Below are 20,756 nucleotides of genomic sequence, written 5' to 3' on the forward strand. Positions count from 1 at the left end.
TCACTCTGTTCGCGCCCCTCGCTACGGACTCAAGCGCTGCCGGTCCTGTGGGATCGCTCGTTCCCTCGCTCTCCCACTGGCTCTCAGGTCTTCGCCCTACGGGCTCAGACGCTGACGATCCCGCGGGAACAGCACAGCTTCCCGAATGTTGTCCAGTCCGAGCATCGTCATCACGAGTCGCTCGCCACCGAGTCCCCAGCCGGCGTGTGGCGGCATGCCGTACCGGAACATCTTCGTGTAGTACTCGAAGGCTTCCGGGTCGAGCCCCTGCTGCTCGAACCCTTCGATGAGGTGGTCGTGGCGGTGCTCACGCTGGCCCCCAGAGACCAGTTCCAGCCGCGGGTGCATCAGGTCGAAGCCAGTCGACAGCTCCTCGTCGTCGTCGTTGTCCTTGATGTAGAACGGCTTGATCTCGCTGGGCCACTCGGTGATGAAGTAGTGCTGACCCACGTCCTCGCCCAGCGCACGCTCGGCCTCCGTCGAGAGGTCGTCGCCCCAGACGAGCTGCTCGTCGAGTTCGCCCGTTGCGTTGATTCGCTCGATGGCTTCCTGATAGGTGAGCCGTGGGAACTCTCGCTCGGGGACGGTGAACTCCTCTTCCATGCCGAGCGCTTCGAGGGCACCCTGTGCGTTCTCGGCGACGCCTTCGTAGGCAGAAACAACGATTTCCTCGCAAGCGTCCATCGCGCCAGACTCGTCGATGAAGGCAGACTCGAAGTCGATAGAGGTCGCCTCGTTGAGGTGCCGCGGCGTGTTGTGCTCCTCAGCGCGGAAAATCGGGCCAATCTCGAAGACGCGTTCGAGGCCGGAGCCGACCATCAGCTGTTTGAACAGCTGTGGGCTCTGGTTCATGAACGCCTCTTCGCCGAAGTACGTGATTGGGAATAGCTCCGTTCCTCCCTCAGTTCCGGTGGCGACGATTTTCGGCGTGTTAATCTCCGTACAGCCGAGGTCGCGGAAGGCCTCACGGACCGAGCGCAGCATCTCCGCGCGAATCTCGAAGATTGCTTTGACCTCGTCTTTCCGGAGGTCGAGCGTCCGGTTGTCGAGGCGGGTCGGAAGTTCGGCGTCGACCTTTCCGGAGGGGTCCAGTGGGAGTTCGGGGTCGGCCGCGGAGAGCACTTCCATCTCCTCGGGAACGATTTCGACGCCAGTCGGGGCGCGTTCTTCCTCTTCGACAGCGCCAGTGACCGTGACGACGCTCTCGCGCTGGACGTTCAGTCCCGTCTCGACGAGGTCCTCGTCCATCTCGTCTTTCTCGAATTTGACCTGAATCTTTCCGGAGTTATCCCGGACGATGACAAAGGCAATACCGCCAAGATCTCTGATTTCGTGTACCCACCCGGCGACGGTGACCGTCTCGCCCGGTGTCGCGTCTGCTGTTCGCGTACGTGATTCCATACCTGTATATTCTGGTCGTGTAACTTAAGTCGGTCTCTTTGTACCGGCGTCAGCCCGCAATCTGCTGACGCCAGTCTTCGAGTTGGTCGACCGTAACGCCCTGGACCTGATTGGCGATTTCGTCGGGGTCGACAGTACCGAGGTCGTCCGGACTTTCCACGCCGATTTCCGCCAGCTTCTGGGCAGTCTTCTCGCCGATACCGCTGATATCTTCGAGACTGTCGATTGCCTGTTCGGCCTGATACTCCTGATAGTTACAGACCGGACAGCCGAGTTCCCACGGGTCGTCGCCGTCGTGAACGGTCAGTTCCGGCAGGTCGTGCTCCTCGCAGTACTCCTCTGTGACCTCGATATCCCCACGACGGGGCAGCGGCAGTGAGTACTCACAGTCAGGGTAGCGGGTACAGCCAACCAGCCGCGACCCGGAGCGCAGTTGTTTGATCGCCAGTTCGCCGCCTTCGTCGACGGCTTCTTCTCGCGGGCTGTGCCCGCTCGAACGGTTCGAGGCGCTCTGCGCCTCGCTATCACCGTCTCCGTCTCGTTGCTCCTCCGGAGCAACGCCTTCACCACACTCCGGACACGCTCCGATGATGCGGTCCTCGCTCTCGTCGGCCTCGGCGGCGGCACACCGCGGACAGCCGTGGACGAACGTATCCCGGCCAGCGAGCATCTTCACGTGGTGCATCTGGTGGTCGTCGCAGGTGTCTTCGAGGACGAGTGGTTCGCCGGTCGACGGCAGCGGCAGGGTGAACCGACACTCGGGAAAGCCATCACAGCCGACGAAGTACGAGCCCTGTCGGCTCTGGCGGACGAGCAGGTCGCTGCCACACTCGGGGCAGGGACCGAGTCGCCTGTCAGCCTTCAGCGACTCCTGGAGGTGGTCGCCGACCGCTTCGCGGGACTCGTGGAGTTCCTCGAATACTCGCTCCAGCATCTCTCGCGAGGAGTCAGTCACTTCATCGAGCGTCGCCTCGCCGCTGGCGATGGCAGTCATATCGGCTTCGAGTTCGGCGGTCATCTCCTCGCTGACGACCATCTCAGCGAACTCCTCGGCGGCGTTGACGACTGCCTCTGCCAGCGCCGTCGGTCGTGGCGGGTCGTCTTCGAGATAGCCACGGTCGTACAGTTTCTCGACGGTGTGGTGCCGCGTCGAGTTGTGGACGACGTTCCCTCCTTCGACCGCAAAGTTTGGTGCCGTCTCGTCAATCGTCAGATCGTACACTTCACCCGTGTAATCGCGCTCGTGGATAGCAGTCACCTCCGCTGCGTGTGGGTATCCACGTAGCGTCGCGTAGATCGAGTCTTGGAAGTTCACAGCAGCATAACGGACCGTTCTCGATCCGTCTTCACTCCGGTTGCTACCTTCGACCTGTTTCTGAATATATCCTTGCTCTTTGAATTCACGGATGAGTGCGTTCGTCCGTCCCTGCGACAACCCGATTTCGGCTGCCAGCGCGTCGGATTGTTGTGGTTGCTCTGCTGTGACCTCCAGCAGCCGTGCTTTCCGACCCGCCACGGTGTACTCTTCCAAACCGTCGAGTGCACGGTAATACTTCTCGTCTGCCGCGACCGGGACGATATCGAAGAACCGCTCGAAGTTCTTCCGACCCCGTATGTGTAATTTGTGCTGCTCGGGAGCCAGTTTGGTCTCAATTCCCTGAGAGGAGAGCATTTCCGAAATGCCAGCGAGTAACTCGTGGTCCGTGTTCGATATGAATGCTTTCCGTTCGCGAGAGACGTGCCCCTCGTCGTCGAACATTGCTCCGATGAAGGCTGGCTCAAGTGAATCAGGTATCTCCGGATATCCAGCCTTCGTAATCGCGCCGAGAACCCGCCACAGGATTCGACCGACAGCGGCGGAGAGGTGAACCTGATACTTCGACTTGTGGTGTGTTTTTCGGCCGGGGCGCTCGCTGACAGTCGGCGTTGTTCCAAACAGCGTCTCGATGTCCGAAACAAAACGGTCAACAAGTCGTCTGTCAGTATTGTGGTACCGTATATCAACCGTGTTCTCCTGCTCATTCCGGTGGATCGAACCATCTCCGTGTAAGTTCCCAACCACTCGTGCCAACTCTGGCGACCATCGGAGCGGAAACGGATTGTCAATCGTCGTCTCGTAATTCAGACCGTGCAGCTCTTCTGGACGAACGCCGAGTTCTCCAAGTATCCAGACTGGTACGTCTCGTCGCCCGTTCTCGTAATCACTGATTGCAGACCTGTCAATCCCAAGCTGTTCCCCGAGTTCGCTCTGCGTTATGCTCGCTTCTGTCCGGTGTTGGGCGATTTCCTCGTCACAATCTGTGCCGTACAATTTCGAGGATTTATCACAATCATTCGCAAACTCGTTCCACGATAGGGCGATTTTGTCACTCTTACCGCGATGGACACTTCGACGAGTGGTGAGCAGTTCATCGCCGGTAGAGATCTCCTTAGCTGGTTTGACCTCAATCTCGTCTGCAGCGTGTACGTATAGTGGGTGGTCCTCAGTTACCGAGAACGTTCCGTTCCGTGTCGTGAACTCTATGACGCGTTCGTCTGGGTCGAGTTCCCGCTTGCTGACCAGTGTCTGTTCGCGTTCGACGGTCCGTCGATTCAATTCGTCGAACGAAACTGTCGTTGTGTCTGTGCCGGCGACAGCGATATCCGTATCTCCGTCCGCAACCACACGGTTTTCACTCTCGAACAACTCTGCGACCGGAGTTCGAACCATCTTCCCGTCCTCGTCTCGGCGTAGAACAGGGGTGTCCGCGGTCAGACATTTTGTTCCGATCCCCATCTCCTCCATCTTCTGGATGAGCCGTGACTGGCCGTACCGCCGCGGTGGCTGTGTCTCCTTCTCGTCAAGCCGAACCTCAGTAATCGCTAGCTCTTCGCCCTCTTCGACGTCGGGAACGTGGTTCTCGCTGGTGCTGCTGTAGGGATAGACCGCGTGATAGCCTTCCTCGACCAGTCGCTTGCCGTTGGCCTTGAGTTGGCTGTCGCCAACGCCGGCAACGACTCGAAGGTGTTCCCAGGTGGCCGATTCGGCGACTGTTGCGAAAAAGCGCCGGACGATCAACTCGTAAATCTCCCACTCGTCGTCGCTCAGGTCGCTCCGGGCGGGGAGTTCGCCAGTCGGATGAATTGGTGGGTGGTCGGTCGTCTCCTCGTCGCCGCGGGTCGGCTCGATTTCCTCGGCCGCGAGCAGACGTTCGGCGTCGTCGCCGAACTGCGCACTCCCAGTGAACTCGTCGAGCAGTTCGTCTGGCTCCAGGTCCTCCGGATAGACTGTGTTGTCCGTTCGCGGGTACGTCGTGTAGCCGTCGGTGTACAGTTCCTCGGCGAGGGACATCGCTCGCTGTGCAGAGTAGCCGAGCGAGCCAGCAGCGCCGATGAAGGCTGTCGTGTTGAACGGCTCCGGCGGGTTGTCTGTTCGTGTCCGTCGGCTCACCGAGTCGACGACAGCACTGTCGGCGCTCCGAAGTTCCTTGTCAACTGCCTGGGCTGCCGATTCCGACCAGACGCGTTCGGCTTCGGTGCCGTCGTCGTCCTCGTAGAAATACTGCGCCTCGAAGCTGTCGCCGTTCTTTGCGAGGTCGGCGAACAGTTCCCAGTACGTCTCGGGGTCGAAAGCCTGAATCTCTCGTTCGCGGTCGACGATCAGCTTCAGGGTTGGCGACTGGACACGACCGACAGAGATGAAGTCGTCGCCGAGTTGTCGCGCCGACAGCGAGAGAAACCGCGTCAGCGCCGCGCCCCAGATGAGGTCGATTATCTGTCGGGCTTCACCCGCGGCCGCCAGATCGAAGTCGAGTTCGTCGGGGTCTGCAAAGGCCTTCGTCACCTCGCCGTCAGTAATCGAGGAGAACCGGACGCGCTGTATCGGGCCGTCGATATACTCGTCGACGAGTTCGTACGCTTCCTTCCCGATTAACTCACCCTCGCGGTCGTAGTCAGTGGCAATGACTGCTTCGTCGGCCTGTCGCGCGAGCGCTTCGAGCGTCGTAACGATGTTTTCCTGGGTCGGTTCGGTGACAATCTCTGCGTCGATTAGCTCTGCTGGCTGGACGTCCCGCCAGTTGGCGTATTCCTCGGGGAAATCCAGTCCGACGACGTGTCCAGAGAGCCCAACGACGCGCTTGTCACCCCACCGATAGACGTTGACGCCGTTGTGTCGCTCCACCTCCGCAGACCCATCGCTTAGTATCTCCGCAATTCGCCGGGCCGCGTTGTCTTTCTCAGTAATAATCAGCTTCACTCCCAAAATCACCGGATTGGTAGCGTCTTGTAGGGTGGGAGACAGTCTAAAAGCTTTCGTACCCCCGCCCGGCGATTCGCTCACTCGCCGGTCCGCTTCTAACTTCTGATAATCTGCGGTCAGGCTTATCAATGACGCAGCTAACCCCCAACTATTGACGCAATGACTGGGGCTCTGATCCACAATGGCGACGGGAACTGAGACCGCAGACGGGACACCGACTGCGAACGACCGCGGATTTTTCGAGGTAGTGTTGTACACTGTCGGGGCCGTCCCGATGGCAATCGAACCGCGACTCCCCGGATGGCTTCGGTCGAACTTCGGCGCGCGGATTTTTCTCCTCGCGCTCGTCTCCATCGGCATCGCTCCCGGAATCGCAGTTGTCCTGTTTGATAACGTCCTCACCGCAGCAATGTTCATCTCACTGCTCATCGCGATCAGTGGGTTTCTGGGCTACTGCGAGATGTACCGCGCACTGCGGGATATCAACACGCAGATTCAGCAGGTCGACGCGGGGAAGTACGACATCTCGTTTGGCGTCGAGCGCCACGACGAAATCGGCGAGATATACCGTGGGCTGGAAGAGACCGCCCGCTCCCTGGGCGAGACAATCGAGCGGGCTGAACAGCAGCGCGCGGCCGCCGAGGAGGCAAAAGAAGAGGCCGAGGCAGCGGAGCAAAGCGCCCAAGCCCAGCGCGAGCAGGCAGAACAGTTGAGCCAGCACCTCGAACAGAAGGCGGCGTCGTTCAGTGAGACAATCGAACGAGCGGCTGACGGCGACCTCACTCAGCGGATGGACCCTGACAGCGAGAACGAAGCGATGGCAGAAATCGCCCGCTCGTTCAACACGATGCTTGCGGAGTTCGAGGAGACGATTCAGAATCTCCAATCGTTCGCCGACGAGGTTGGTGATGCGAGCGAACAGGCAGCCACCAGCGCCAGTGAAGTCGAACGCGCAAGTTCTGAGGTCAGCGATTCCGTCCAGCAGATCGCGGCAGACGCCACCGAACAGCAGGACGAACTTGACACCGTCTCCGGTGAGATGACTGACCTCTCGGCGACAATCGAGGAGGCCGCAGCGTCTGCCGACACCGTTGCCGAGACCGCAGACGAGACTGCGACGGTCACCGCCGAGGGCGCACAGACCGCACAGACTGCTATCGACCAGATCGAAACGGCCGAGGAGACAGTCACAGCGGCACTCGATAACGTCGGCACACTCGAAACGCTGATGGACGAAATCGACGATATCGTCGAACTGATCGGCGAAATTGCCGAGCAAACGAATATGCTCGCACTCAATGCCAATATCGAGGCCGCACGTGCAGGCAGTGGTGGTGGCGGCACAGGCGATGGCTTCGCAGTCGTGGCCGACGAGGTCAAACAACTCGCCGAGGAAACACGCCAGTCTGCCGACGAAGTCGCGACGCTGATTGCGGATGTCCAGACCACAACTAACGACACCGTCGAGCAGATTCGCACTGCTGACGACCGAATCGGCGAGGCCAGCGAGTCTGTCGAGGCGGCCGTCGACGCCTTCGAGGCTGTCGAGAAACAGGTCGACGCGACGAACGACGGCGTCAAGGAAATCAGCAGTGCCGCCGACGAACAGGCCACCAGCGCCGAACAGGTCGTCTCGATGCTCGACCGGGTGGCAACGTTGAGTAAATCGACCGCCGAAGAGGCTGAAACTGTTTCCGCTGCCGCCGAAGAACAGACTGCCTCTGTCTCGGAAATCAGCCACAATGTCGGCAGCCTCTCGGAGCGCGCGAACTCACTCCGCTCACTGCTCGGGGAGTTCGAGACCGGCACGACGGTTTCGGCCCAGCCTTCCTGACGCGAGAGCGTTTTTTACCGGCCGACTCATACGACGAGTATGACCACGTGGGACGAACGATTCGAGAGCGGTGCCTACCCGACCGACCCCGACCCGTCGCCGATGCTGCGTGACTACCTCCCCGAAATCCCAACCGGCCGAGCACTCGACGTGGCGACCGGAACCGGACGAAACGCCGTCTATCTCGCAGAGTCGGGGTACACCGTCGACGCCCTTGACCAGTCACAGAGCGGACTTCGGATCACCCGCGAACGCGCGGCCGAACGAGACGCTGCTGACCGACTCAATCTCGTTCAGGCCGACCTCGCCGAGTACGGCTTTCCTACCGACCGCTACGACCTCATCACAATCAGTTTCTACCGCGCTGTCGACCGATTCCCCGATATCAAGGAAGCGCTGACCGACGGTGGCTATCTCTTCGTCGAGCACCATCTGCGCTCAACTGACCGAACGCCGTCCGGCCCGAGTTCTGACCGCTACCGCTTCGGCGCGAACGAACTACTCAACGCCTGCCTCGATTTGACTGTCATTCACTACGACGCGACGACTGAACAACGGCCAGACGACAAAAGCCGGGCAAGTGCGCGTATCCTCGCTCGCAAGTCTACAGGTCAAAAACAGTCCTACCCGGCGCGTCGGGAGTAACTGCGCAGTTCAGACACACTCAGCGACGAACCTGAGGCGGCGATAATCTGCCGTCCACGTCTCCGTCTCGGAATCGTACAGCGTGGGCCGAAGCCTGTCTTCGACAGCCTCGATGACCGCGTCTTGTTCGGGCTTGGACAGTTCGCCAAAGAAGCGGTCACCGAACATGCTGAGCCAGTTGGCTACTCCTTCGGACTCGTTTTCGAGTTCAGTCTGTCTGTCGAACAGCACCGCACGCGTCACCTCGAACTCGTGGGCTTCGAGCCGACTGGCGTACTCGCCGAGTTGTGGGAAATACCACGGATTCGCGCCGTCGTAGCCACGTTTATCGAGTTCAGCCAGTGTCGCGCTCACAATCTGTTCGACGTTGCCGTGGCCGCCCAGCTCCGCGACGAAGCGACCGTCATCAGTGAGCGCGTCCCGGACTCGCTGAATCACTGACTCGTGGTCCTCGTCTGGAATCCAGTGCAGCGCTGCGTTCGAGAACACGGCGTCGAACTCAGACTCAAACTCGAACTCACGGGCATCAGCCTGGCGAAAGTCGAGGGCTGGATAGCGCTGCTGGGCCTGCTCGACCATCTCGGCAGCAGCGTCGATTCCAACCACTGAATCGGCCCGACTCGCAATCTCTGCAGTCAGATGGCCCGTGCCACAACCGAGGTCCAGAATTCGCTCCTCAGGCTGTGGCTCCAGGAGTTCGAGTACATCGCCGCCGTACTCGTAGACAAAATCGTGGTCGTCGTCGTAGGATTCGGAATCCCACCCCTGCTCAGTCACGGTCCAACTCTTCTAACTCTTCGCGCAGGAGACCATTCACGTCGCCGGGGTCGGCACTCCCGCCAGTCGCCTGCATGACCTGTCCGACGAGGAAGTTGATGGCGCCCTCGTCGCCGTCGTGGTAGTCCTCGACAGCGTCGGGATTCTCTTCGATAGCTGCTTCCACTGCGGCCTGCACCTCGTCGCCGCTAGTCTTGCCCAGTCCTTCCTCCTCGACGACTGCGTCGGGATCTTTTCCATCATCGAGCATCGACCGGAGCACCGTCTCGCGGGCGTTCTTGGTGGTGATTGCGTCCTCGTCGACCAGTTCGATCAGGCGCTCGATTTCGTCGAAGCGGTCCTCGACGTCGGTAATCGCCATGTCGCGGTAGTTGAGTTCACCCAGCAGTTCGTCGGCGACCCACGTTGCTGCCAGACTGGGGTCGAACGTCTTCGCAACGGACTCGTAGAAGTCCGCGACCTGTTTCGTGCTCGTGAGTTTGTCTGCTGCTTCTTCGCTGAGTTCGTACTCTGACTGGAAGCGCTCACGGCGCGCGTCGGGGAGTTCTGGAATTTCGATTTTCTCCTTCCAGTCTGAGACCTGCAGCGGCGGGATGTCTGCCTCTCGGAAGTAGCGGTAATCCTTCTCTTCTTCCTTCGAGCGCATCGAGACAGTGATGCCACGGGACTCGTCCCAGTGCCGTGTCTCCTGTTCGACCTCACGGCCACGCTTGACAGCGTTTTTCTGTCGCTGTGCCTCGTAGGCCAGGGCCTTCTCTGCGCCCTTGTGACTGGAGATGTTCTTCACTTCTGTCCGGTTGGCTGCTTCCAGCACCTCGTCGTCGACAGTGCCGTCAGAATCCATCTCGTCAGCGTCGACGACAGAGAGGTTGGCGTCGATACGAAGGCTCCCATCCCGTTCGGCGTCGAAGACTCCGAGATATTCGAGAACTTCTTCCAGCTTCGCGAGGAAGGCTCGGACCTCCCCTGCTCCGCGGAAATCCGGTTCCGTGACAATCTCCATCAGCGGCGTCCCGGCACGATTGTAATTGACGAGCGTGTACTCCGCCGTGTCAATCGAACCGCCCTGGTGGGCGAGACTACCGGGGTCCTCTTCGAGGTGTGCGCGCTCGATGCCGATGATCCGGCGGTCACCCTCGACCGTGCAGGAGAGTTCACCATCCTGGCAGATCGGTGAATCGTACTGGGTGATCTGGAAATTCTTCGGCAGGTCGGGGTAGTAGTAGTTTTTCCGGTGGAAATCAGTCGTCTCGGGAATCTCGGCGTCGATTGCCTTCCCGACCTTCACAGCCGCCTCGACAGCTCCTTCGTTGAGGACGGGCAACGCACCGGGCAGGCCGAGACAGACCGGACAGGTCCGGGTGTTCGGCTCCTCGCTCGGCTCGGTCGAACAGCCACAGAAAATCTTGGTGTCGGTTTCGAGCTGGACGTGGACCTCCAGCCCGATGACCACAGAAAGGTCGCCTGTTTCCTGTACTTGCGCCATTATCCGCGATTCGTCGTCCGGTGGCTAAAGGCTTCTGGGACGACCGGAGACCGGTGTCGCCGGGAGTGGCCAGGCTCCCGTTCCTGTCGTTTCGAAAATGTGTGTCTGACGTACGCTTATGTAATCGGAACAAAATTCTGGATGTATGTGCCCCAACAGAGTCGAAGAGCTCGAATCGCGCGTGCAGGAACTGGAAGCGTCGGTCGAAGGCCTGACTGACGAACTTGTCGAGTGCAAGGTTCGCATTCGTGAACTGGAAAATGCCGTCGACGAAGACCTCGGCTTTGGCCCGAACGACGAGGCTGATGAGACAGCCGACATCGATACTGCCGAGCCGTCAGCAGGAGTTGACCTCGACGACGGCGGCGAACTGATCGAAGCAGGCGAATCTCCAGCGGAAACGGAGGCCGAAGCAACTAACACGGAAGAGGACGACAGCCAGAGTAACGCCGAGGAGTCCGACAGCGATATCATCGTCGCCTGACGGGCCCACGGCCCCCAGCCTATGCACATCAAAGAGCTCGTCTTAGACAATTTCAAGAGTTTCGGCCGGAAGACCCGTATCCCCTTCTACGAGGACTTTACGACGGTCACCGGCCCCAACGGCTCGGGGAAATCGAACGTTATCGACTCAATTCTGTTCGCGCTCGGACTTGCCAGAACGTCGGGCATCCGCGCGGAGAAACTCACTGACCTGATCTACAATCCCGGCCACCAGGAAGGCGGTTCCTTCGAGGGCGAACGGGAAGCGAGCGTCGAGGTCATTCTCGACAACAACGACCGGACGCTCGACCGCAATCAGGTCGTCAACGCGGCCGGAACTGACGACGTTGGCGACATCGACGAAGTGAGTATCAAACGCCGAGTCAAGGAGACCGAAGAGAACTACTACTCGTATTACTACATCAACGGTCGCTCGGTGAACCTCTCGGACATTCAGGATCTGCTCGCGCAGGCGGGCATCGCGCCCGAGGGATACAACGTCGTCATGCAGGGCGACGTGACCGAAATCATCAACATGACGCCCGGTGCTCGTCGGGAGATAATCGACGAGATTGCTGGTGTTGCCGAGTTCGACGCAAAGAAAGAAGACGCGCTGGGTGAACTCGAAACGGTCGAGGACCGAATCGAAGAAGCCCAACTCCGTATCGACGAGAAGGCCAACCGGCTCGACCAACTCGAAGACGAGCGCGACACGGCCCTCCAGTATCAGGACCTTCGCGAAGAGAAAGAAACCTACGAGGGCTACCGCCGGGCGGCCGAACTCGAAGACAAACGCGAGCAGCAGGCTGGTATCGAGGACGAAATTGACGACCTGGAAGAGACGCTGACAGAGCGACAGGACACCCTCGACAAGCGTCAAGGTGAGGTCATGCGTCTCGAAGACGACCTCGACGACCTCAACGAGGAAATCGAACGCAAAGGCGAGGATGAACAACTCGCGATCAAGCGAGAAATCGAGGAGATCAAAGGCGACATCTCCCGCTTGCAGGACAAAATCGACGCTGCCGAAGGCCGCGTCGAGGACGCGGAAAACGAGCGCAGACAGGCCTTCGTCAAAATCGACCGTAAGCAGGAGACCATCGACGACCTCGAAGGCGAGATTCGCGAACTCAAGGTCTCGAAATCCTCGATTGCGGCCGATATTCAGGACAAGGAAGAGACACTCGAATCGGTCGAGACCGAAATCGACGAAATCGGCGAGGAGTTCGAGGAGGTCAAAGACCGCCTCCAGAGCAAGAAAGAACAGGTCGAAGCCGCCAAATCTGAGAAAAACGAGCTCCAGCGCGAGCAGGACCGCCTGCTCGACGAGGCACGGCGACGCTCGAAAGAGCAGGACGAACTCGAAGCCGAAATCGAGGACGTCGAGGCGTCGATTCCAGACCTAGAGGCTGAGATTGAAGACCTCGAAGTCGAACTCGACAAGGCCGAACAGAATCAGGAGACCATCGCCGAGGTGGTCGACGACCTGCGCGCCGAGAAACGCGAACTACAGAACCAACTGGACGACATCGAAGACGACCTCAACGCCGCACAGCAGGAGTACGCCGAACTCGAAGCGAAGGCTGACCAGTCCGGCGATAGCTCCTATGGCCGGGCGGTCACGTCGATTCTCGACGCCGGCATCGACGGCGTCCACGGCGCAGTCGCACAGTTGGGCAGTGTCTCCGGACAGTACGCGACCGCCTGCGAGACGGCCGCTGGCGGGCGGCTTGCGAACGTCGTCGTCGATGACGACCAGATTGGGCAGCGCTGTATCGAGTACCTCAAATCGCGTAACGCTGGCCGTGCAACCTTCCTCCCAATCACAGATATGCAAAATCGGTCGCTGTCCTCACCGCCGAGTCAGGACGGCGTTATCGACTTTGCGTACAATCTCGTCGACTTCGACCCAGAGTACGCCGGCGTGTTCTCCTACGTGCTCGGAGATACGCTGGTTGTCGAGGATATCGAGACGGCCCGTGACCTGATGGGCAACTATCGCATCGTCACGCTGGACGGCGACCTCGTCGAGAAATCCGGTGCGATGACTGGTGGCTCGAAAAGTGGCTCGCGGTACTCCTTCTCGGGCAGTGACGGGAAACTGGAACGAGTGGCGGCGAAAATCAACGACCTCGAAGACGAGCGCCAGTCTGTCCGCGAGGAGGTTCGAGATGTCGAGAGTCGACTCGAAGACGCCCGTGACCGCGAAGGTGACGCCAACGAGCAGGTTCGAGAAATCGAAAGCGAAATCGAAAAACGTGAGTCAGAAATCGAGTCGGCCGAACAGCGAATCGACAATCTCGAAGACGAACTCGAGGCGATCGAAACTGAGCGTGCTGAGGTCTCAGAGCGGATGGACGAACTCGAGGCTGCCATTGCCGAACAGAACGAGACCATCGCTGAGATAGAGGAGGCAATTGACGACCTCGAAGCCGAAGTTGAGGACTCGAAACTCCCCGAACTGACCGCCGAGGCAGAGTCGATTCGTGAGGATATCGACGACCTCCAGACGCGACAGGACGAACTCGACGCCGAACTCAACGAACTCACCCTGGAGAAAGAGTACGCTGAGGAGGCGATCGAAGACCTCCACGAGAACATCGAAGCCGCCCAGCAACGCAAAGAGGAGGCCGAAGACGACATCGAGGAGTTCGAGAAAGCCATCGCCGAGAAAGAAGCAGCACTCGAAGAGAAAGAAGAGGAAGTCGCCGAACTCGAAGACGAACTCGCCGACCTCAAAGCCGAGCGCGAAGACCTCCGCGAGGAGTTGGCAGAGGCCAACCGCGAGCGCGACCAGGCACAGGAGGCAGTCAACTCCGTCGAGTCTGAGCTGTCCGAACTGCGCGAGGAACGCGACCGACTCGAGTGGGAAATTGACGAACTCGAAGCGAAGGTCGGCGAGTACGACCCCGAGGACATTCCCGACCACGACACTGTCGAGGCTGAAATCAACCGCCTCGAAGGCGAGATGGAGGAACTGGAACCGGTCAACATGCTCGCTATCGAGGAGTACGATACTGTCAGCGACGAACTCGACGACCTGCAGGACAAGCGCAACACGCTCGTCGAGGAAGCCGACGGCATCCGTGAGCGAATCCAGACCTACGAGAACATGAAAAAAGAGACGTTCATGGACTCTTTCGAGGCTATCGACGAGCAGTTCCAGGATATCTTCGAGCGCCTCTCGGACGGGACCGGTCAACTCCATCTCGAAAACGAGTCTGACCCCTTCGACGGCGGCCTGACGATGAAGGCCCAGCCGGGCGACAAACCCATCCAGCGACTCAATGCGATGAGCGGCGGAGAGAAATCACTGACTGCGCTGGCGTTCATCTTTGCTATCCAGCGACACAACCCTGCACCATTCTACGCACTTGACGAGGTTGACGCCTTCCTCGACGCCGCCAACGCTGAACTCGTCGGCGAGATGGTCGACGAACTTGCGGGCGACGCACAGTTCGTCGTCGTCTCCCACCGCTCGGCGATGCTCGACCGCTCCGAGCGCGCCATTGGCGTCACGATGCAGGACAACAACGTCTCCGCAGTGACGGGTATCGACCTCTCTGACGACCCGGAGGTGCCGGCCGATGACTAAGCCCGCCAGAAGACATATTATTCGGGCGTCGGACCGACGAGTAACTGCGCCGAGTCACGATGGTGATACCCGATGACTGACGACGAGATTCCCCTCGATATCACTGGCCACGATGACCGCGAGCGCCCGAGTGAGGAGAGCCTGCCGGGTGCTGACGGCCAGACAGCAGACTCGGCCGAAGAGCAGGCCGAAGACGAGGACGAAGAGGAAATTGAACCGGTCGAGGTTCTCGTCCAACTCGCGAAAGACGACGAAATCGACCCGTGGGATATCGACATCGTGGCCGTGACTGACAAGTTCCTCAACAGACTCGACGAGGCTGACCTGCGGACCTCTGGCCGGGCACTGTTTTACGCGAGCGTTCTCCTGCGGATGAAAAGCGACGGCATGCTCGAAGACGACGATGACGAACCACAGCAAGAGCCGTGGGAGCAGGCGATGGGCGGTGACGACCGAATCGAAGAGCCAGACCCATTTGCCACGCTGGAAGCCGAGATGGACCGTCGACTCGAGCGCAAGCGTGCCCGCGGGACGCCACAGACACTCGACGAACTCGTCCGGGACCTGCGCGAGGCCGAGCGCGACCAGTGGTGGAAAGAGTCCCGCGAGTACGACACCAGCGACTCTGGCGGGCAACGCCGCCAGCAAACTCAGCAACTCGATTATCGCTCCGGTGACCAGTTCCGGATGGACGACGAACCAACTGAAGAGGAAGTGACCGGCAAGACTCACGGCGAGGACATCGACGAGATTATCGACGACGTCCACGCTGCCGTCCGCGAACAGTACGAGCAAGGCCGGGCGGAGGTACTCTTCCGTGAAGTCGACTCCACTGGGGGGTCACGAGTCAATACGTATCTCGGATTGCTCTTTCTCTCACACCGCGGGCAGGTCCGACTCCAGCAGGATGACCTCTTTGGTGACCTGTGGATTCAGGACCCGAATGCGGTGACTGGCTCCGGCGAAGTGGCCGCCGACTGAGGCCGGCGCATATTCGTGTAACCATAGTTGCTTTGAGTCTCCCGCCCATATCTATCGCTAATGACAGCGACCGCGGAGGTGACGCGACGACGGGCCTGGCTGATGGCCGCACGGCCACAGACGCTGCCAGCAGGTGGCGCACCGGTCGTGCTCGGCGTTGCCCTCGCTGCTGCTGACGGTGTGTTCGCACCACTGCCAGCCCTCGCGGCGCTCGTCGGTGCCCTGCTCATCCAGATTGGCACCAACTTCGCGAACGATTACTACGACGCAGTCAACGGCGCCGACACCGACGACCGCGAAGGATTTACCCGCGTGACTGCCGGTGGTCTCATTGACCCACCAGCAGTCAAACGGGCGATGATTGCCACCTACGTCCTCGCGGTGGTCGTCGGCCTCTATCTCGTTGCTCTCGGCGGCCTGCCGATTCTCGTCGTTGGCGTGTCGAGCATTGTTGCCGGCCTACTCTACACGGGCGGTCCCTACCCCTACGGCTACTACGGACTCGGCGATTTGTTCGTCTTCGTCTACTTCGGTCTTGTTGCCGTCGTAGGAACATACTACGTGCAGGCGGTTTCGGCGCTGGGAGTCGAGCCCTTCGTGACCGGTCTCCCGGCCGGAACAGTCACGCCCGAATCGGTCCTCGTGGGGGCAGCAGCGGGCGCACTCGCGACCTGTATTCTGGTGGTGAACAACATCCGCGACAGGGAAACCGACGCCAAAGCTGGAAAGCGAACACTCGCAGTCTTGCTCGGCTACCGGCTCTCCCGTGTCGAGTTCTGTGGACTGGTTGCCATCGCCTACGCCGTCCCAGTGGTGCTGTGGCTCGGATTCGACTACGCCGCGACGGTGGTGGCACCGCTGGCCTCGGTGCCGATTGCGCTTTCGGTGGCACGCGTTGTGCTGACCGAGCGCAACGGCGACGCGCTCAACCCTGCACTCGAACGGACCGGGCAGTTGCTGGCCGTCTACGCAGTGCTTTTTGGGGCTGGACTGATCGCCCCGGTGGTGGTCTGAATGCTCGATATCCAAGAGTTCAGCGTCCGACTCGCTGCGCCGCTGGAGACTGCCCGCGGGACGATCGACGCCCGTGAGGGCTTTCTGGTTCGCGTCGAGACTGACCGACTATCCGGCGTTGGAGAGGCGACGCCACTCGTCGGCTGGACAGAATCGTACGAAGAGTGTCGCGAGGGATTGAACCGAGCGGAATCGATCGCGACCGAACTCGACTGGGGGATTGCACTCCGAAAACTCGAAGCGCCAGCGGCGCGACACGGCCTCTCGCTCGCGCTCGCCGACGGGAGAGCGAATGCGTCGGAGAAACCGCTGTACCAATCTCTCGCTTCCGAGGAGCGGACTGTTCGCTCGGTGCCGGTCAACGCCACGCTCGGCGCAGACGAACCGACGGCACTGGCAAAGCGTGCCCGCGCTGCCGTCGAGGGTGGATATTCCGCGGTGAAAATCAAGGTGGGCACGAACGGTGTCGAAGAGGATATCGAACGAATCCGCGCCGTTCGCAACGCTGTCGGCGACGATGTCGAACTTCGGGTCGACGCCAACGGCGCGTGGACCCACGACCAGGCCAGCAGGGCCATCGAAGGGCTGGCTGCGCTCGACGTTGCCTACGTCGAACAGCCCCTCCCAACCGCAGAGTTGAGTTCGCACGCCAGCCTCCGTGGCAACGGCGTCGACATCGCACTGGACGAGTCTCTGGCAACCCACAGCGTTGCCGATATTATTTCAGCCGACGCCGCTGACGTAATCGTTCTCAAGCCGATGGTGCTGGGCGGGCCAGACAGAGCTATCGAAGCCGCCCACGCCTGTCGCGAGGCTGGTATCGACCCCGTCGTCTCGACGACTATCGACGCCGTCGTGGCACGCGTTGGGGCGGTCCACGTCGCTGCCGCAATTCCAGATGTGCGCGCCTGTGGACTGGCGACTGGTGAACGACTCGCCACTGACCTCGCTCGCGACCCAGCCCCCGTCACCGATGGCGAAATCACTGTGCCCCAGACCGCAGGTCTCGGAATCGAACAGCCACCGATCTGAGATGTTCGGGACGGACTTACTCCGGACGCGAGCAGCAGCGACGCCGGACCGAACCGCGCTCGAACTCGCTGAGAGCACGTGGTCCTACCGTGACCTCGACAGTGCCGTCGACGAGATGGCTGCTTCGCTTGCTGCTGTCGGACCGGACGACACCGCGCGGGTTGCAGTTGCACTTCCGAGCGGTGTTTCCTTCGTGAGTACAATTCATGCGACGCTGCGGCTTGGGTGGGAGCTGGTGCCGCTGAATACGCGGCTTTCGGCGTCCGAACTCGCCGACAGGCTCGACCGGCTCACTCCCGATATCGTGCTCTGCGCGTCTGAGACGGAGAGCCTGATTGCTGAGGCACAGGAGCACCAATCTCACGTCGAGACTGCCGACCATCGCCGCTACACTGTGGAGAAGCCATCACAGCCCGACACTGCGGAACTCCCGACAGGCTCTCCACCAGCTGACGCAGAGCCCCACGACCCGGCTGAGACGGCGCTGGTGCTGTTTACGTCGGGAACGACCGGTGAGCCCAAGGGTGTCAGACTCACAGTCCGCAACCTGACAGCGAGCGCGTTCGCGTCGGCACTTCGACTCGGCGTCACGCCCTCGGACCGGTGGCTGTGCTGTCTGCCAATGTACCATATGGGCGGGCTGGCACCAGTTATCCGGTCGGCGCTGTACGGAACGACGCTGGTTGTCCAGCCCAAGTTCGACGCGGAACAGACGGCAACAGTGCTCGATTCTGCCGGGATTACTGGCGTCTCGCTCGTCCCGACACAACTCACTCGACTGCTGGCCGCTGGCGTGTCAGTGCCGGATCTCAGGACAGTCTTGCTCGGGGGGGCACCAGCGTCTGCGGAACTCCTCGACAGAGCAGACGAGGCAGAAATTCCCGTCTATCCAACGTACGGCATGACCGAGACGGCTTCACAGATTGCGACAGCGCGGCCGGGCGACCACCACAACCACCCTGGCACCGTTGGACAACCGCTGTACGGAACATCTGTCACTGTCCTCGGGAGCGACGGCAAACTCCGCTCCGCAGGTGAGCGCGGCGAGTTAGTCGTCTCCGGGCCGACGGTCACGCCGGGCTATCTCGACGCTAGCCAGACTGAGGTGGCTTTCTCTGAACACGGGCTGCATACCGGTGATCTGGGCTACCGCGACGAAGACGGCCGACTATGGGTGGTGGGTCGAGTCGACGATACGATCATCACTGGCGGTGAACTGGTGAGCCCAGCGACTGTGGGGGACGTCATTCGCTCTGCTCCCGGCGTCGAGGATGTTGCCGTCGTGGGTATTTCTGATGAGGAGTGGGGTGAGCGGGTCGCAGCAGCGCTCGTGAGTGACCAAACTGACGCCCGAGAACTGATTGAGCGAGTCGAGGACCACTGCCGTGAGCAACTCGCTGGCTATAAAATCCCGCGACAGATGCGGGTTGTCGATTCGATTCCACGGACCCAGTCGGGGACCATCGACCGCGAGGCTGTCCGGGAGTTGCTGGCTGGCTAGCTGTCGACCTCTCCGATTGCTTGTTCGCGCAGGCGACCCGTCATCTGGACGCCGTGGTGGTCGGTCCGGCGAATCACGCGCTTGGCCTGTGTCGCCGGGAAGTATTTGCTGTCGACGGCCGCGCGGGTCGTCACGCCAAATGTACTCGTAACGGTGGCTCCGAGTCCATCCGCGACAGCCCGCAGTCGCCTGTCGTCAGAGACGAAGCCGCTCTCCTCGCCGCGGTCCCGTGCCGCGAGCAGACCCGCGATGAGTGCCGCGTCACTGGTCTCTGATTCGGTGTCCAGTAACTGTGCCGCGTCGTCGAGAAATTCTCCCACGTCGGGCGCCGTTTCGACAGCGTTCTCGTCGAGGAATCTGGCGAGATTCGTCGCTGCTGGTTCGACGGTGATCTCGTCGATTACTGCCTGGGGAATCACGAGGTCACCGTCGAAGACAGCCAGCAGGTCGAGTTCACCGATTTGACCGAGGTCGTACAGTGGGGTCGCGTCAACGAAGATCATTCACAGGTCCCCCGCACGCTCGGCGTCGAAACTCAGGTCAGTCTCGTCGAGTTGGGTCGTCAGGCCGCGGTCCTGTGCCAGTTCGAGCCACTCTGCGATGGAGAGGCCAGCCAGCCCTGCTGCCTCGTTGAGTGAGACATCACCGCTCTGGTAGCGCTCGACTGCGTGTCTGGTCCGCAGTGTCTTGACACCCTCTCTGAGTGCCTGTCGCATTGTCGTACTGCGGTCCTGTTCGAGCAGTTCTGCAACCGTGTCTAACTCGGCCTTCTCATCGTCGGGAATCCGAACGCTGACAGTTGGCATGTATACAGGCAACTGCAACGCATACACAAATAAGTTCCCGGGGTACCGTCCGTCTGGCCAACAGGTTTCTCCGCGTCCCGAGACGCCCAATTTAAGCCATTGGCCTGCCGAGAGCCGATATGACGAACGTGGCGCAGGCTTTCGTGCCGGGACATATTACTGGATTTTTCACCAGCAATCCGGACCCGGACCCGACGAAAGCTGGCTCGCGCGGTGGGGGGGTTGCACTGACAGAGGGAGTCACCGTGACAGCGCGGCCAGCGGACGACCCACAGGTTGTGTTAAACGGCGACCAAATCGAGATGGCGGCTGTCGAGCGCGTCCTCAAGGCACTGGACGCCGGTGCTGCGGTCCGTGGCGTGACTGACCTTCCGCTCGGGTCGGGCTTTGGTGTCTCTGGCGCAATGGCGCTGGGTGCGGCGCTGTCGGTCAACGAAGTGTTCGACCGACGGCTCTCGGCGAACGAACTCATCACAGTCGCCCACGGTGCCGAGGTGCAAGCTGGAACCGGCCTCGGCGATGTCGTGGGACAGGCCCGCGGCGGCGTGTCGCTCAGATTGGACCCTGGCGGCCCTCAGGACAACACTATCGACGAAATTCCAGCGCGACGGCGTGTCGAGTACCACACTATCGGCGAACTAGAGACCGCGGACGTGTTGGATGGGAACACTGAGCCACTCTCAGAAGCCGGCACAGAGGCCCTGTCGACGGTGGTTGGCGAGCCGACAATGTCGACGTTCATGCGTGCTTCCCGCAAGTTTTCGCGGGAATCGGCGCTGCTGACCCAGGACGTTCGCGACGTGATACAGGACGTTATCAACGCTGACGGAACGGCAGCGATGGCGATGCTCGGCAAGACAGTCTTTGCGCTCGACCACGGGCTCTCCGACGCGGGCTACGACCCAGAAGTGACGGCTATCGACCCTGGCGGCGCGAGACTGAAAGCTGGTGAATACTGAGA

At 60.7% G+C, this 20,756-nt stretch carries 15 protein-coding genes; 9 read left to right on the forward strand and 6 right to left on the reverse strand.

Going from position 1 to position 20,756, the window contains the following annotated elements; all coding sequences use genetic code 11:
- Positions 1-96: 96 nt before the first annotated feature.
- Entirely contained in the window at positions 97-1,401 is a 1,305-nt protein-coding gene (gene aspS / locus ACMGFM_RS14725; protein WP_436903417.1) for an aspartate--tRNA(Asn) ligase, read from the reverse strand.
- 49 nt (positions 1,402-1,450) lie between these two features.
- Complete coding sequence (locus ACMGFM_RS14730) at positions 1,451-5,638, reverse strand: DNA topoisomerase I (protein ID WP_436903418.1); 4,188 nt, start codon at positions 5,636-5,638, stop codon at positions 1,451-1,453.
- 184 nt (positions 5,639-5,822) lie between these two features.
- Between ACMGFM_RS14730 and ACMGFM_RS14735 the strand changes: the two genes are divergently transcribed.
- Positions 5,823-7,475: a methyl-accepting chemotaxis protein gene (locus tag ACMGFM_RS14735; RefSeq protein ID WP_436903419.1), complete on the forward strand. Its 1,653-nt coding sequence runs from the start codon at positions 5,823-5,825 to the stop codon at positions 7,473-7,475.
- A gap of 39 nt (positions 7,476-7,514) precedes the next feature.
- Complete coding sequence (locus tag ACMGFM_RS14740) at positions 7,515-8,120, forward strand: class I SAM-dependent methyltransferase (RefSeq protein ID WP_436903420.1); 606 nt, start codon at positions 7,515-7,517, stop codon at positions 8,118-8,120.
- 9 nt (positions 8,121-8,129) lie between these two features.
- Here ACMGFM_RS14740 and ACMGFM_RS14745 read toward each other — a convergent pair whose 3' ends face one another.
- Positions 8,130-8,897 carry a methyltransferase domain-containing protein gene (locus tag ACMGFM_RS14745; RefSeq protein WP_436903421.1) on the reverse strand — a complete coding sequence of 256 codons (768 nt, stop codon included), beginning with the start codon at positions 8,895-8,897 and terminating at the stop codon, positions 8,130-8,132.
- Complete coding sequence (gene gatB / locus ACMGFM_RS14750; protein ID WP_436903422.1) at positions 8,890-10,383, reverse strand: Asp-tRNA(Asn)/Glu-tRNA(Gln) amidotransferase subunit GatB; 1,494 nt, start codon at positions 10,381-10,383, stop codon at positions 8,890-8,892. The genes ACMGFM_RS14745 and gatB overlap by 8 nt, the downstream gene beginning before the upstream one ends.
- Before the next feature lie 145 nt (positions 10,384-10,528).
- On the opposite strand from gatB, the gene ACMGFM_RS14755 reads away from it, so the two are divergent.
- The 6 genes from ACMGFM_RS14755 to menE all read left to right on the forward strand — a co-directional run bounded on the left by ACMGFM_RS14755 (position 10,529) and on the right by menE (position 18,989).
- Positions 10,529-10,867, forward strand: a complete 339-nt coding sequence (locus ACMGFM_RS14755) for a DUF7518 family protein (RefSeq protein ID WP_436903423.1) — start codon at positions 10,529-10,531, stop codon at positions 10,865-10,867.
- Positions 10,868-10,888: 21 nt separating this feature from the next.
- Positions 10,889-14,461, forward strand: coding sequence for a chromosome segregation protein SMC (gene smc / locus ACMGFM_RS14760; protein WP_436903424.1), 3,573 nt, complete (start codon positions 10,889-10,891; stop codon positions 14,459-14,461).
- 72 nt (positions 14,462-14,533) lie between these two features.
- On the forward strand, positions 14,534-15,442 hold the full coding sequence (locus tag ACMGFM_RS14765; protein ID WP_436903425.1) for a segregation/condensation protein A: 909 nt from the start codon (positions 14,534-14,536) through the stop codon (positions 15,440-15,442).
- A gap of 60 nt (positions 15,443-15,502) precedes the next feature.
- The gene (locus tag ACMGFM_RS14770) at positions 15,503-16,456 is read left to right on the forward strand and encodes a 1,4-dihydroxy-2-naphthoate polyprenyltransferase (protein ID WP_436903426.1); all 954 of its coding nucleotides are present in this window, start codon (positions 15,503-15,505) and stop codon (positions 16,454-16,456) included.
- Positions 16,457-17,488, forward strand: a complete 1,032-nt coding sequence (menC, locus tag ACMGFM_RS14775) for an o-succinylbenzoate synthase (protein WP_436903427.1) — start codon at positions 16,457-16,459, stop codon at positions 17,486-17,488. It begins immediately after the preceding gene.
- Between the two features lies 1 nt (position 17,489).
- Positions 17,490-18,989, forward strand: a complete 1,500-nt coding sequence (gene menE, locus ACMGFM_RS14780) for an o-succinylbenzoate--CoA ligase (RefSeq protein ID WP_436903428.1) — start codon at positions 17,490-17,492, stop codon at positions 18,987-18,989.
- Here the strand turns inward: menE and ACMGFM_RS14785 are convergent.
- Together ACMGFM_RS14785 and ACMGFM_RS14790 are read right to left on the reverse strand one after the other, a co-directional pair.
- Positions 18,986-19,492, reverse strand: coding sequence for a PIN domain-containing protein (locus ACMGFM_RS14785; RefSeq protein WP_436903429.1), 507 nt, complete (start codon positions 19,490-19,492; stop codon positions 18,986-18,988). The two genes, menE and ACMGFM_RS14785, sit on opposite strands and share 4 nt — an antisense overlap.
- Positions 19,493-19,795 (reverse strand): UPF0175 family protein, encoded by a 303-nt coding sequence (locus ACMGFM_RS14790; protein ID WP_436903430.1) that lies wholly within the window; start codon positions 19,793-19,795, stop codon positions 19,493-19,495.
- A gap of 119 nt (positions 19,796-19,914) precedes the next feature.
- On the opposite strand from ACMGFM_RS14790, the gene ACMGFM_RS14795 reads away from it, so the two are divergent.
- Positions 19,915-20,754 (forward strand): pantoate kinase, encoded by an 840-nt coding sequence (locus ACMGFM_RS14795; protein WP_436903431.1) that lies wholly within the window; start codon positions 19,915-19,917, stop codon positions 20,752-20,754.
- Positions 20,755-20,756: the final 2 nt, after the last annotated feature.

This window comes from Halovenus halobia, assembly GCF_051414135.1.
Taxonomy (GTDB): Archaea; Halobacteriota; Halobacteria; order Halobacteriales; family Haloarculaceae; genus Halovenus; species Halovenus halobia.